The 13,433-nt window shown below is 61.6% G+C and carries 16 protein-coding genes; 14 read left to right on the top strand and 2 right to left on the bottom strand.

All coding sequences use genetic code 11. The features are described 5' to 3' along the window. Genes nuoI through G0P99_RS07010 form a run of 11 tightly spaced genes read left to right on the top strand, consistent with a single transcriptional unit; the run spans nucleotide 1 to nucleotide 10,516 of the window. The gene (gene nuoI / locus G0P99_RS07060) at nucleotides 1-495 is read left to right on the top strand and encodes an NADH-quinone oxidoreductase subunit NuoI (protein WP_164128684.1); all 495 of its coding nucleotides are present in this window, start codon (nucleotides 1-3) and stop codon (nucleotides 493-495) included. After that, nucleotides 492-914 (top strand): carboxymuconolactone decarboxylase family protein, encoded by a 423-nt coding sequence (locus G0P99_RS07055; RefSeq protein ID WP_164128683.1) that lies wholly within the window; start codon nucleotides 492-494, stop codon nucleotides 912-914. Before nuoI ends, G0P99_RS07055 begins: the two co-directional genes overlap by 4 nt. Beyond that, nucleotides 911-1,513, top strand: coding sequence for an NADH-quinone oxidoreductase subunit J (locus tag G0P99_RS07050; RefSeq protein WP_164128682.1), 603 nt, complete (start codon nucleotides 911-913; stop codon nucleotides 1,511-1,513). Before G0P99_RS07055 ends, G0P99_RS07050 begins: the two co-directional genes overlap by 4 nt. Continuing rightward, complete coding sequence (locus G0P99_RS07045) at nucleotides 1,514-1,801, top strand: hypothetical protein (protein WP_164128681.1); 288 nt, start codon at nucleotides 1,514-1,516, stop codon at nucleotides 1,799-1,801. Then, on the top strand, nucleotides 1,798-2,103 hold the full coding sequence (gene nuoK, locus G0P99_RS07040; protein ID WP_011048465.1) for an NADH-quinone oxidoreductase subunit NuoK: 306 nt from the start codon (nucleotides 1,798-1,800) through the stop codon (nucleotides 2,101-2,103). Before G0P99_RS07045 ends, nuoK begins: the two co-directional genes overlap by 4 nt. Nucleotides 2,104-2,109: 6 nt before the next feature. Further along, the gene (gene nuoL, locus G0P99_RS07035) at nucleotides 2,110-4,254 is read left to right on the top strand and encodes an NADH-quinone oxidoreductase subunit L (protein ID WP_164128680.1); all 2,145 of its coding nucleotides are present in this window, start codon (nucleotides 2,110-2,112) and stop codon (nucleotides 4,252-4,254) included. Continuing rightward, nucleotides 4,254-5,795 (top strand): NADH-quinone oxidoreductase subunit M, encoded by a 1,542-nt coding sequence (locus tag G0P99_RS07030; protein WP_164128679.1) that lies wholly within the window; start codon nucleotides 4,254-4,256, stop codon nucleotides 5,793-5,795. The genes nuoL and G0P99_RS07030 overlap by 1 nt, the downstream gene beginning before the upstream one ends. A gap of 15 nt (nucleotides 5,796-5,810) precedes the next feature. Then, on the top strand, nucleotides 5,811-7,253 hold the full coding sequence (gene nuoN / locus G0P99_RS07025; RefSeq protein ID WP_164128678.1) for an NADH-quinone oxidoreductase subunit NuoN: 1,443 nt from the start codon (nucleotides 5,811-5,813) through the stop codon (nucleotides 7,251-7,253). Nucleotides 7,254-7,310: 57 nt separating this feature from the next. After that, on the top strand, nucleotides 7,311-8,060 hold the full coding sequence (locus G0P99_RS07020; RefSeq protein ID WP_164128677.1) for a biotin--[acetyl-CoA-carboxylase] ligase: 750 nt from the start codon (nucleotides 7,311-7,313) through the stop codon (nucleotides 8,058-8,060). Nucleotides 8,061-8,072: 12 nt separating this feature from the next. Next, a complete protein-coding gene (locus tag G0P99_RS07015) occupies nucleotides 8,073-8,852 on the top strand; it encodes a type III pantothenate kinase (protein WP_164128676.1) in 780 nt (259 codons plus the stop codon). Next, nucleotides 8,849-10,516, top strand: a complete 1,668-nt coding sequence (locus G0P99_RS07010; RefSeq protein ID WP_164128675.1) for a ribonuclease J — start codon at nucleotides 8,849-8,851, stop codon at nucleotides 10,514-10,516. The genes G0P99_RS07015 and G0P99_RS07010 overlap by 4 nt, the downstream gene beginning before the upstream one ends. A gap of 82 nt (nucleotides 10,517-10,598) precedes the next feature. On the opposite strand, the gene G0P99_RS07005 is transcribed toward G0P99_RS07010, so the two are convergent. Both G0P99_RS07005 and G0P99_RS07000 read right to left on the bottom strand, forming a co-directional pair. Then, nucleotides 10,599-11,300 carry an NUDIX hydrolase gene (locus tag G0P99_RS07005; RefSeq protein WP_164128674.1) on the bottom strand — a complete coding sequence of 234 codons (702 nt, stop codon included), beginning with the start codon at nucleotides 11,298-11,300 and terminating at the stop codon, nucleotides 10,599-10,601. Nucleotides 11,301-11,322: 22 nt separating this feature from the next. Continuing rightward, a complete protein-coding gene (locus G0P99_RS07000; RefSeq protein ID WP_164128673.1) occupies nucleotides 11,323-11,715 on the bottom strand; it encodes a DUF983 domain-containing protein in 393 nt (130 codons plus the stop codon). 222 nt (nucleotides 11,716-11,937) lie between these two features. Between G0P99_RS07000 and G0P99_RS06995 the strand changes: the two genes are divergently transcribed. From G0P99_RS06995 to G0P99_RS06985, 3 genes are read left to right on the top strand one after another with little or no spacing between them, the layout of a single operon-like run. After that, nucleotides 11,938-12,408 carry an EF-hand domain-containing protein gene (locus G0P99_RS06995; RefSeq protein WP_164128672.1) on the top strand — a complete coding sequence of 157 codons (471 nt, stop codon included), beginning with the start codon at nucleotides 11,938-11,940 and terminating at the stop codon, nucleotides 12,406-12,408. Between the two features lie 14 nt (nucleotides 12,409-12,422). Continuing rightward, nucleotides 12,423-13,031, top strand: coding sequence for an RNA polymerase sigma factor (locus G0P99_RS06990; RefSeq protein WP_370462724.1), 609 nt, complete (start codon nucleotides 12,423-12,425; stop codon nucleotides 13,029-13,031). Next, nucleotides 13,021-13,386 carry a hypothetical protein gene (locus G0P99_RS06985; protein WP_164128670.1) on the top strand — a complete coding sequence of 122 codons (366 nt, stop codon included), beginning with the start codon at nucleotides 13,021-13,023 and terminating at the stop codon, nucleotides 13,384-13,386. Before G0P99_RS06990 ends, G0P99_RS06985 begins: the two co-directional genes overlap by 11 nt. The last annotated feature ends 47 nt before the right edge of the window (nucleotides 13,387-13,433 follow it).

Below are 13,433 nucleotides of genomic sequence, written 5' to 3'. Positions count from 1 at the left end.
ATGGCGAATATCGACTATACCCGCGCCGCCAAATACTTCCTGCTTCAGGATTTCTGGGGCGGCATGAAGCTGGGGCTGAAGTATTTCTTCGCCCCCAAGGCGACCATCAACTATCCGCATGAAAAGGGGCCGCTTTCCCCTCGTTTCCGCGGCGAACACGCGCTGCGCCGTTATCCCAATGGCGAAGAACGCTGCATCGCCTGCAAGCTCTGCGAGGCAATCTGCCCGGCGCAGGCCATCACCATCGACGCCGAACCGCGCGAGGACGGCAGCCGCCGTACCACGCGTTATGACATCGACATGACGAAATGCATCTATTGCGGCTTCTGCCAGGAAGCCTGTCCGGTCGATGCCATTGTCGAAGGCCCGAATTTCGAATTCGCCACGGAGACCCGCGAAGAGCTGTTCTATGACAAGGAAAAACTCCTGTCGAACGGCGAGCGCTGGGAAGCCGAGATTGCCCGTAACCTGGAACTGGATGCGCCCTACCGATGACCGATGCGCCCAAAAACCCGTTCGAGATGATGCTCGCCCAGGCCCATGACATGGCCAAGGCGTTCAATCCGGCATTGGAGAACTTCTCGCCCTCCGAGGCCTTCAAGGGGTTCGAGGCGATGTGGCCCACCATGCCCAAAGAGGTCATGGAGCTGATGTTCGGCAACACCGTCAACAAGGACGGGCTGGATGCCAGGACCCGGCTGCTGCTGACGCTGGCGGGGCTCACCTGTCAGGGGGCTCAGGCCGATACCGCCGTGCGCCAGACCGTGCGCCACGCGCTGGAAGCGGGGGCAAGAAAACAAGAGATCGTGGAAACGATCGGACAGATGTCGGTCTTTGCCGGCATTCCGGCCATGACCCGTGCGCTGAACCTGGCGCAAGAGGTCATGGGCGATAATGGGGACGATGATCAATGAGCGTGTTTGCCTTTTACCTCTTTGCCATCAGCGCCATCACCGGCGGGCTGTTCACCGTGATCAGCCGCCAGCCGGTGCATTCGGTACTGTGGCTGATCCTGGCCTTCATCTCGTCGGCGGGCCTCTTTGTGCTCCTGGGGGCCGAGTTTGTGGCCATGCTGCTGGTCATCGTCTATGTGGGCGCGGTCGCGGTTCTGTTCCTGTTCGTCGTGATGATGCTGGACGTGGATTTTGCCGAGTTGAAGGCCGAGATGGCGCGCTATATGCCGCTGGCGCTGCTGATCGGGCTGGTGATCCTGATGCAGTTTGTCATGGCCTATGGCGCCTGGGAAACCGCCGAGGGTGCCGCCGGGCATCTGGCCCAGCCGGTACCGGCGGATCGCCACAATACCGAGGCGCTTGGCCTCATCATTTATGATCAGTATTTCCTTCTGTTCCAGCTTGCCGGTCTGATCCTGCTGGTGGCGATGATCGGAGCCATCGTGCTGACCCTGCGCCACCGTCAGGACGTCAAGCGCCAGGACATCGTCGCACAGATGATGCGCGACCCGGCCAAGGCGATGGAACTCAAGGACGTGAAACCGGGGCAGGGGCTGTGAATGTCAGAAGTTAGCCAAGAACTAATCGAACAGTTCAAAAACTTTGTAGCTTGCGCCAACCCCTCCATCCTGCATCCGCTTGATGAAAGGAGATTGAATGAATGTCTGGTGGCTCTTCACTCGGCTGGGCACAAGGTTGATGAACACCTGATCGCTGAAATCTGGCCGGAGGAAACGGTCTCCGGATTGGGCGGAGATCCAGCTCATAGCACCTACCTCCGGGACCGCGTTTACATCGCTGCAAATACAGCCGGAGAAGTACTTTCAATCTACGAGGCGGCCCGATGATCGGACTTGAACACTATCTTACGGTCGCGGCGACGCTGTTCGTCATCGGCATCTTCGGTCTCTTCCTGAACCGCAAGAACGTGATCGTCCTGCTGATGAGCATCGAACTGATGCTTCTGGCGGTGAATATCAACCTGGTGGCTTTCTCGTCCTTTCTGGGCGATCTGGTCGGGCAGGTCTTCACGCTCTTCGTGCTGACTGTCGCTGCCGCCGAGGCCGCCATCGGTCTGGCCATACTCGTCTGTTTCTTCCGCAACCGCGGCACCATCGACGTCGAAGACGTCAACGTGATGAAGGGGTAAGGGATCATGGAAACAACCATCCTCTTTGCCCCGCTTGTGGGCGCCATCCTCTGCGGGTTCGGCTGGAAGTTCATCGGCGAGAAGGCCGCCATGTGGACCGCCACGGGCCTTTTGTTCCTGGCCTGTGCGCTCAGCTGGATCGTGTTCCTGGGCTTTGACGGCCATACCCAGCAGATCGAGATTCTGCGCTGGATCGAGAGCGGCTCGCTCTCGACCTCGTGGTCGATCCGCCTTGACCGGCTGACCGCGATCATGCTGATCGTTGTCACCACCGTCTCGGCGCTCGTACACCTTTACAGCTTTGGCTATATGGATCACGATCCGCAATGGCGTACCGGCGAAAGCTACAAGCCGCGTTTCTTTGCCTATCTGTCCTTCTTCACCTTCGCCATGCTGATGCTGGTGACGGCGGATAACCTGGTGCAGATGTTCTTTGGCTGGGAGGGCGTGGGCGTCGCCTCGTACCTGTTGATCGGGTTCTACTATCGCAAACCCAGCGCCAATGCGGCGGCGATGAAGGCCTTCATCGTCAACCGGGTGGGCGATTTCGGCTTTGCCCTGGGTATCTTTGCCCTGTTCTTCCTGGTCGACAGCATCAACTTCTCGGACATCTTCGCCGCCGTGCCGACGCTGGCCGAAACGCAGCTGACCTTCCTGTGGCGCGAATGGAACGCGGCCGAGGTGATCGGCGTGCTGCTCTTCATCGGCGCGATGGGAAAATCGGCGCAGCTGATCCTGCACACTTGGTTGCCGGACGCGATGGAAGGCCCGACGCCAGTGTCGGCGCTGATCCATGCGGCCACCATGGTGACCGCAGGCGTGTTCCTGGTCTGCCGGATGTCGCCGCTCTATGAATTCGCGCCAGGTGCGGCCGGGTTCATCACCGTGCTGGGCGCCTCCACCGCGTTTTTCGCCGCAACCGTGGGTCTGGTGCAGACCGATATCAAGCGGGTGATCGCCTATTCGACCTGTTCGCAACTGGGCTATATGTTCGTGGCCGCAGGCGTGGGCATGTACTCGGCGGCGATGTTCCATCTGTTCACCCATGCTTTCTTCAAGGCGCTTCTGTTTCTTGGCGCAGGCTCGGTCATCCATGCGATGCATCACGAGCAGGACATGATGAACTATGGCGCGCTGCGCAAGAAGATCCCCTATACTTTCTGGGCGATGATGATCGGCACGCTGGCCATCACCGGCGTCGGCATCCCGCTGACCACCATCGGTTTTGCCGGGTTCCTGTCCAAGGATGCGATCATCGAAAGCGCCTATGCGGGCGGCTCCGCCTATGGGTTCTGGTTGCTGGTGATCGCGGCGTTCATGACTTCGTTCTACAGCTGGCGGCTGATGTTCCTGACCTTCTATGGCGAGGCGCGGGGCGACAAGCATACTCATGATCACGCCCATGAAAGCCCCAAGGTGATGCTGGTGCCGCTGGGCGTGCTTAGCCTGGGCGCGGTGTTTGCGGGCATGATCTGGTACGGCAACTTCTTTGGCCACGCCGATCAGGTGGGCAAGTTCTATGGCATCCCGGTGGCCGAGGCTGCGGCGGGTGGTCAGAACGCGGCCCATGGCGCCACGGACACCGATACTGTAACCACCAGCGAGGCTGGCCATGGCAGCACCGATACCGGTCACGGCGCCGAGCCAACGGATGGCAAGGCCGAGGGAGAGCATCACGCGGGCTTTGCAGGTGCTCCGGGCGAGGGCGCACTCTATTTCGGCCCGGACAACCACGTGCTGGACGATGCACACGCGGCTCCGAAATGGGTCAAGGTCTCGCCCTTCATCGCCATGGTGCTGGGTCTGGCGCTGGCCTATCTGTTCTATATCGTCAATCCCGAACTGCCCAAGCGGCTGGCGGCCAACCAGCGTCCGCTCTACCTGTTCTTCAAGAACAAGTGGTATTTCGACGAGATCTACGACGCCATCTTTGTCCGCCCGGCGCTGGCCCTGGGCCGGTTCCTGTGGAAACGCGGTGATGGCGGCACGATCGATGGCTTCCTGAACGGCGTGGCCATGGGCGTGGTGCCCTATTTCACCCGCCTCGCGGGCAAGGCTCAATCCGGCTACATCTTTACTTACGCTTTCTGGATGGTCTTGGGCATTGCTGCCCTGGTCACCTGGATGTCGATCGGCGGGGGCGCACACTGATGGACAACATTCTTTCCATTGTCACCTTCATCCCGGCCCTGGCCGCGGCGATCCTGGCCGTGTTCCTGCGGGGTGAGGATGCGGCTGCGCAGCGCAATGCCAAATGGGTAGCGCTGTTTGCGACAACCGTGACCTTCCTTGTGTCCATCGGTATCTATACCGGCTTTGATCCGGCTGACACCGGCTTCCAGATGGTGGAAGAGGGTGAATGGCTGATGGGTCTGAAATACAAGATGGGCGTTGACGGGATCAGCGTTCTCTTCGTGCTGCTGACCACCTTCATCATGCCGCTGACCATCCTGGCCAGTTGGGAGGTGACGACCCGCGTCAAGGAATACATGATCGCCTTCCTGCTCTTGGAAACGCTCATGCTGGGCGTGTTCATGGCGCTCGACTTGGTGCTGTTCTACCTGTTCTTCGAGGCGGGCCTGATCCCGATGTTCCTGATCATCGGCATCTGGGGCGGCAAGGAACGGATCTATGCCAGCTTCAAGTTCTTCCTCTATACCTTTCTCGGCTCGGTGCTGATGTTGGTGGCGATGGTGTCCATGTATGTGGATGCCGGCACCACCGATATCGCCCTCCTGCTGAAGCACCAGTTCTCGTCCGAGAGCTTCAGCTTGCTGGGCGTGCATGTGCTGGGCGGGGCGCAGACCCTTATGTTTCTTGCCTTCTTCGCCAGCTTCGCGGTCAAGATGCCGATGTGGCCGGTGCATACCTGGTTGCCCGATGCCCACGTGCAGGCGCCGACCGCCGGTTCGGTGGTGCTGGCCGCGATCCTGTTGAAGATGGGCGGTTACGGCTTCCTGCGCTTCTCGCTGCCAATGTTCCCGGTGGGGGCAGAGGTGATGACAGACCTGATCCTGTGGCTGTCGGCCATCGCGGTTGTCTACACCTCGCTGGTGGCGATGGTGCAGGAGGACATGAAGAAGCTGATCGCCTATTCCTCGGTCGCGCATATGGGCTTTGTCACCATGGGCATCTTTGCCGCCAACCAGCAGGGTGTCGACGGGGCCATCTTCCAGATGCTCAGCCACGGCTTCATCTCGGCGGCGCTGTTCCTGTGCGTCGGCGTCATCTATGACCGGATGCATACCCGCGACATCGACGCCTATGGCGGTCTGGTGAACCGGATGCCGACCTATGCCCGCGTGTTCATGCTGTTCACCATGGCCAATGTCGGCCTGCCGGGCACCAGCGGGTTCATCGGTGAATTCCTGACCCTGATGGGTACCTTCCAGAAGAACACCTGGGTCGCGGCGGTTGCCGCCTCGGGTGTGATCTTCTCGGCGGGCTATGCGCTGTGGCTCTATCGCCGGGTGGTGTTCGGGGACCTGATCAAGGAAAGCCTGAAGGCGATCACCGACATGACCTCGCGCGAGCGCGCCATCTTTGCGCCGTTGATCGTGATGACCATCCTGCTCGGGATCTATCCCGCACTGGTCACCGATATCATCGGCCCCTCGACCGCCGCGCTGATTTCGAACTTTGACACGGCCCTGGCCGCGGCCGAGACCGCGACCCAGGTCGCATCGCATTAAGGGAGCTTTGGGAACATGATCCAGGCTGATCTGTACATTATCCTGCCCGAGATCGTTCTGGCGCTCTATGCGATGGCGGCGCTTCTGGGGGCGGTCTATACCACCAAGGACGGGATGGGCCCGGTTCTAGTCTGGACCACAGCGGCGCTGATGGCGGTGCTGGCGATCTGGATCGCGACCCAGGACAGCGGCACCCGCGTGGCCTTTGGCGGCATGTTCGTCGATGACGCATTCGCGCGTTTTGCCAAGGTAGCGATCCTGCTGTCGGCCGGTGCTGTCCTGTTGATGAGCCAGGATTACATGGCCCGGCGCGGGCTGTTGCGGTTCGAATATCCCTTGCTGGTGGCACTGGCCGCCGTCGGCATGATGATGATGGTCAGCGCCGGTGACCTGATGTCCCTCTATATGGGGCTCGAACTGCAATCGCTGGCGCTCTATGTCGTGGCCTCGCTGCGCCGCGACAGTGCGAAATCGACCGAGGCGGGCCTGAAATACTTCGTGCTGGGCGCGCTGAGTTCCGGTCTGCTGCTTTATGGCGCGTCTCTGGTCTATGGCTATACCGGCACCACGCTGTTCTCGGGCATCCTGGTCAGTGCCCATCATGGCGAGGTCTCGCTGGGCCTGCTCTTTGGTCTGATCTTCCTGATCTCGGGTCTGGCGTTCAAGGTCTCGGCGGTGCCGTTCCACATGTGGACGCCGGACGTTTACGAAGGCTCGCCCACCCCGATTACCGCCTTTTTTGCCACTGCGCCGAAAGTGGCAGCGATGGGTCTCTTTGCCCGGTTGATGTTCGATGCCTTCGGCAACGCGGTCAGCGACTGGCAGCAGGTTCTGGTGGTGCTCTCGGTGCTCAGCATGTTCCTGGGCGCGGTGGCCGCGATCGGCCAGCGCAACATCAAGCGACTGATGGCGTTCTCGTCCATCGCGCATATGGGCTATGCCCTGATCGGTCTCGCGGCTGGTACCCAGGCGGGCGTGCAGGCGATGCTGATCTATCTGGCGATCTACGTCACCATGAACGTGGGCACCTTTGCCTTTATCCTGATGATGGAGCGGGACGGCCAGCCGGTTGTCGATATCGACGCGCTGCGCCAATATTCGCGCCGCGATCCGGGCAAGGCGCTGGCGGTTCTGATCCTGATGTTCAGTCTGGCGGGCGTGCCGCCGATGCTGGGCTTCTTTGCCAAGCTGGGCGTGTGGCAGGCCGGTATCGACGCCGGGCTGATGGGGCTGGTCGTGGCCTCGGCCATCGCCTCGGTCATCGGTGCCTTCTACTATCTGCGTATTGTTTTCTACATGTATTTCGGGGCCGAGAACGAAGAGCCGATCGAAACCCGCTCCTCGCCCGTGCTCTGGGCGGCGCTGATGGGGTCGGCGGCAATGATGCTGGTGGGTCTGTTCTATCAGTTCGGGGTCGAAGGAGCGGCAGCCGCCGCAGCGGCGACGCTTGTCAACTGATCCCGTAATACAACCAACAAAGGGGGGCTCGGTCCTAGGACCGGGCCTTTTTGCGCTATGAGTGATTGGCCACAAGGCTTTGGAAAGCGGGTGCTGGACGAGGTTGACAGCACCCTGAATGAGGCGGGCCGGATTGCATCGACCCTGTCCGGTCCGGAATGGATCATGGCGCGGCGCCAGACCGCCGCGCGTGGTCGGCGCGGCAGGGCCTGGTCCCAACCCGAGGGAAACCTGGCCGCAACGCTGGTGATGCGCCCGGTAGGCGAGGCCAAGCAGGCAGCGCTGCGCAGCTTTGTCGCCGCGCTGGCGCTGTTCGATGCCTGCGTGGCGGTGACCGGGCGGGCCGAGGGGCTGGCGCTGAAATGGCCAAATGACGTGTTGCTGAACGGTGGCAAGCTGGCCGGTATCCTGCTGGAAAGCACCGGACATGGCGGCGGAGTGGCCCATCTGGCCATCGGCATCGGTGTGAATCTGGCCGATGCCCCCAGCGCCGACGCGGTCGAGCCGGGTGCGGTGCGACCGGTCTCGCTGCTGTCGGAAACCGGCGCCCAGGTGGAACCGGAGTTCTTTCTGACCGAACTGGCGGCGGCCTTTGCCCGGTATGAAGCGCAGTTTCTGACCTATGGTTTTGCGCCGATCCGCAGCGCCTGGCTGGCCCGCGCTGCCCGTCTGGGAGAGGTCGTGACCGCCCGCACCGCAACGTCGGAAACCACCGGTACCTTTGAAACGGTGGACGCAGACGGCAACCTTGTCCTAAACACCGCCCAAGGCCGGGTCAGAATCCCGGCAGCGGACGTCTATTTCTAGGGAGACAGGGCCATGCTTCTGGCCATTGATTGCGGCAACACCAATACCGTCTTCTCGATCTGGGATGGCGAGAAGTTCCTGTGCACGCTCAGGACCTCGACCCATCACGCGCGCACGGCGGATGCCTATTTCACCTGGTACTCGACCCTGATCAAGCATTACGGGATCGAGACCGACATCACCGATGTGATCATCTCGTCCACCGTGCCGCGCGTGGTGTTCAACCTGCGCGTCTTTGCTGACCGCTTCTTTGGCTGCCGTCCGCTCGTGGTGGGCAAACCCGACTGCCTGCTACCGGTCCAGGCACGTGTCGATGCCGGAACGGCGGTCGGCCCTGACCGACTAGTCAATACCGCCGGTGCTTATGACCGGCATGGCGGCAACAAGATCGTGGTTGATTTCGGCACCGCCACCACGTTCGACGTGGTCGATGACGATGGCGCCTATGTGGGCGGCGTGATCGCGCCCGGTGTAAACCTGAGCCTCGAGGCGCTGCACATGGCGGCGGCAGCGCTGCCGCATGTGGATATCGCCAAGCCGCAGGCGGTGATCGGCACCAATACCGTGGCCTGCATGCAGTCTGGCGTGTTCTGGGGCTATGTCGGGCTGGTTAAGGAGATCTGCGCCCGTATCAAGGCGGAACGCGACCGTGACATGCAGGTGATCGCCACCGGCGGGCTGGCGGCGCTGTTCCAGCAAAGCGAAATTCTGTTCGATATCTTCGAAGACGATCTTACGATGCACGGGCTGACCGTGATCCATCGATATAACAAGGAAAACGGGACCGTATGAGCCGCGAGAGATTGATCTACCTTCCTTTGGGGGGCGCCGGCGAGATCGGCATGAACGCCTATGTTTATGGCTATGGCCTGCCGGGCAAGGAACGGCTGATCCTGGTCGATATCGGCGTGGCCTTCTCGGACATGGATACGACGCCGGGGGTGGATCTGATCTGGGCCGACATCTCGTGGCTGAGGGAGAATGCCGACCGGCTGGAGGCGGTGTTCATCACCCACGCGCATGAGGATCACGTGGGCGCGGTTGCCCATACCTATGACCAGCTGCGCAAACCGATCCATGCGCGCGCCTTTACCGCCAATATCGCGCGGCGCAAGATGGCCGAACTGGGCCTGCCCGAGGATGCGGTGCAGACGGTTTCCGCCTGGCCCGAGCAGGTGCAGGCCGGTCCCTTTACCGTGGGATTCCTGCCGGTATCGCACTCGATCCCGGAAAGCGCCGCGTTGGTCATCGACACGCCGGGGGGGCGGATCGTGCATAGCGGCGATTTCAAGCTGGACGCCAACCCGGTGGTGGGCGAGGCCTTTGACCCCGAACTGTGGGCCTCGGTCGGCAAGGGCGGGGTGCGGGCGCTGGTCTGCGACTCGACCAATGTGTTCTCGCCCAATCCGGGCCGCTCGGAATCCGAGGTCGGCCCCGAGATCGAGAAACTGGTGGCGGGCGCCACCGGCATGGTGGTGGCAACCACTTTCGCGTCGAACGTGGCGCGGGTGCGGACTCTGGCCGAAGCAGGCGCCCGCGCCGGGCGGTCGGTGGTTCTGCTGGGCCGCGCCATGCGGCGGATGATCGAGGCGTCGATGGAGACCGGCGTGCTGACCGAGTTTCCGCCCGTGATCAGCCCTGAGGAGGCGCAGGACATCCCGCGCGATCATCTGATGCTGATCGTGACCGGCAGCCAGGGCGAACGCCGCGCCGCCAGCGCGCAGCTGGCGCGCGGCAAGTATCGCGGGCTGGAACTGTCCGAGGGGGATCTGTTCCTGTTCTCGTCCAAGACCATCCCGGGCAACGAAAAGGAAGTGATCCGCATCATCAACCAGCTCAGCGAGAAGGGCGTTGATGTGGTCGACGACAGCTCCGGCCGGTATCATGTCTCTGGCCATGCCAATCGCCCTGATCTGGAGCGGGTACATGCGCTGATCGACCCGCAGATGGTGATCCCGATGCATGGCGAGCACCGGCATTTGCGCGAGCATGCGCGCCTGGCCGAGGCGGGCGGGCGCCAGGGCGTGGTGGCGGTGAATGGTACCATGCTGGACCTCAGCGGAAACGCGCCGGTGGTGGCCGCTCATGTCGAGACGGGGCGCACCTATCTGGACGGTACGGTGCAAGTCGGGGCGCTGGATGGCGTGATCCGCAACCGGATCCGAATGGCGCTGAATGGGCACGTGACAGTCACGGTGATCATGGACGAAGAGGATGAGCCGCTGGGTGAACCCTGGTGCGACATCATCGGCCTGCCCGAGATCGGCAGCTCCAAGGCACCGCTGGTCGATGTGCTGGAAGAGGACCTGAACCAGTTTCTCATGCGCTCGAATCAGAAAACGTTGCGCGATGATGACCGGCTGGAGGAAGCGCTGCGGCGGATCGCCCGGCAATCGGCCCAAACAGAGATCGGCAAGAAGCCCGAGGTGACGGTGGTGATCAGCCGGATGCGTTGAACCGGGCGCTGGACAAGGTCTTGAGAAAGACCTTGTGGACAAGATTTGAGTTCAAATCTTGTCGCGCGCTCCCCCGGCCGGGTCAGCCTGCCTCAGGCATCGGATAGCCGCGCAATCGCAGAAACAGGCTTGCTTCGTCATTGTTGTGAAAATAGGGCACCGACTCCGGGGGCGTTGGGTCATCGACCCGGCCCGCGACTTCGGCCAATACGACCTCGGTGATAAACGGCAGGTCGAACCGGCGCGCATCTTTGAGCGGGATCCACTGCAAATGCGACAGCTCATCAGAGGCATGGGTGAAGTCGTCGAGATCGCCCGAGATCTCGACGGCGTCGACCAAAAAGAACCTGGCATCGAAGCGACGGGGCCTCCCGGGAGGCGTGAGCGCACGGAAAACAAACTGCAAGGCATCGGCGGCTGGCAGATGTCCCGTGGCCGCGAAGCTTGTCCAATCGTCGGGCACCGCGCCGGGCCAGTGTCCTGGCTTGCCCAGGATCAGCCCGGTCTCTTCCCAAAGCTCGCGCACGGCAGCCACCGCCAGAGCATGCCCCAGGTCTTCGGCAGCCTGCTCGGTCAGACGATCGGCACAGACCTGCGGCAAGGGGGCCGCCAGCGGAATGCCTGCGTCAGCCTTGTCCACGGCCCCGCCAGGAAAGACGAACTTGTTCGGCATGAATGCCGCCTTGGCGCCCCGTTGCCCCATGAGGATCGCCGGATCGCTTGCCCGGTCACGCAAGACGATCACCGTGGCCGCGTTGCGAATTGCCGATTTGTCTTGCTCCATATCCCCTCCTGCCAGTCCGGGGTCAGATGGAACTGTCAAATCCATGCATGCGCCGCGCCCATTGATAGGCCACGACGGTCCCCTTCAATCGCGGCAGAAGGTAGAGCGATAAAGCAACGCAGCCAAGGCCAAAGACGCTGAACAGGGTCATCGGGCTGGGTCGCCAGGTTTCGAAAACCACCAGCAGCAAGGGGGCCATCAGGTGCCCGACAATCAGAATGGTCAGATAGGCAGGCCCATCGTCCGCGCGGTGATGAGAGAATTCTTCCCCGCAGTTTGCGCAGCAGTCGTTTACCTTGAGGTAGGAATGCAGCAGCTTGCCTTCGCCGCAATTGGGGCACTTGCCGCGGAACCCGGCAAAGAGGGCGGGCCATGTCGGGCGGTCGGTGCCTGCGCAGGCGGTCTGATCGGTCATGTTTTTATCATCCATGTGTTTGCGCCAATCTGACTGTCTTTGCCGACGACGGAAAGGGTGCTGAGCGGTCTTGCGTCCGGATGTCGCAAAAAAAGCATCTCGCCCTCACCAATTCGTGAAGCGCCACAGGAAATGTCGAAACCTGCGACGGACAAGCGCGGTTGCCGCGTTTGAGTATCATGAACGGCGGTAAGGTGCCGCCGAAGGTAAAGGATGACCGACATGAAACTTGCAGGCTTGGTCGCGGGATTTGTACTGGTAACGGCTGCGGCAACCGCTTCTACGGTTTGGGCCATGGGGCCGGGCGCGGGACCGCGTCACAGCTTCTCGGAACTGGATGTCAATGGCGATGGCAAGATCACGATGGAGGAAATGCAGGGGCACCGGGCCGCGCGTTTCTCCGGCGCTGACACCGATGGAAACGGAATGCTGAGCCGGTCCGAGCTGGAGGCCGAAGCGCAAGCGCGCGCGTCTGAACATGTCACCCGTATGCTTGAGCGCCTTGACAGCAACAAGGACGGCCAGTTGAGTCAGGATGAAATGCCCGAGCCGCGCAAGAATATGGGACGTTTCTTTGGCCGGATGGATGCGGATGGTGACGGAGCGATCTCGGAAGAGGAATTTGCGCAGATGCAGCAGCGGATGTCAGAGCGCCATGGGCATCATGGCTTTGGCGAGAAAAAGAAGCACTGATCTGGATGGAGGACATGGCCTCCAAAGGCTCTATAGACCGCGGCGGAGCTTCTGCCGCGGAACCTGTAGCGGAGGAGACGCTTCTCCGCCTCTATGCCAATGGGGATGCCGAGGCCGCGCGTGAACTGGTCGGGCTGCTTGGCCCCCGGGCTTACTCTGTGGCCTTGCGGGTTCTGGGCAACCGGGCCGAGGCGGAAGATGTCACGCAAGAAGCGATGCTGCGCCTGTGGCGGATTGCGCCAGAGTGGCAGAGTGGCCGGGCCAAGGTCAGCACCTGGCTTTATCGGGTGGTGATGAACCTGTGCCTCGATCTGCGCCGACGTACGCAGACATTGGACCTCGACGGCATTCCAGAACCCGAAGACGGCAGCCCTGCGGCGATGGAGCAGTTGCTGCATGTGGCACGCGTCGATGCGCTTCAGGATGCTTTGATGAGATTGCCGGTCCGGCAGCGGCAGGCCGTGGTTCTTCGTCATATCGAAGAGCTTTCAAACCCTGAGATCGCCGGGATCATGGAAATCGGAGTGGAAGCGGTTGAAAGCCTGACCGCGCGCGGCAAACGGACACTTGCCGCTGTTCTGGCTGATCGGAAAGATGAATTGGGATATCAAGATGGCGGATGAAACGACGAGACTGGACGAATTGTTGGCGGCCGCGCGGTATTCCCGGCAGGACATCCCGGATGACCTCGTCGGGCGCATTCTGACAGACGCCGATCGGATTCAGACGGACAGATATACCGGTCAGCGCGCTGTTGCAAAAAGACGGGAGCCGGGCCTTTGGCGACACCTTCTGATCAATCTCGGCGGTTGGCCGGGGTTGGGCGGAATGGCCGCTGCGTGTGCCACCGGGGTTTGGATCGGGATGTTCCCGCCGGATATCCTGCCAGATCCTTCGGACCTGGTTTATCAAACGCAAGGCGATGGCGAATTTCTTGGCTACTACGGGTTGGTCGATGTCTTGGGCGAGGAGGGGTAAATGAGCGAAACGACAAAGAAAATCGGGTGGCCCATCCGAATCCTGCT

It is taken from the genome of Ruegeria sp. PrR005, from assembly GCF_010500245.1.
GTDB classification, from domain to species: Bacteria; Pseudomonadota; Alphaproteobacteria; order Rhodobacterales; family Rhodobacteraceae; genus Ruegeria_B; species Ruegeria_B marisflavi.
This window is presented reverse-complemented; position numbering and strand designations above follow the sequence as displayed.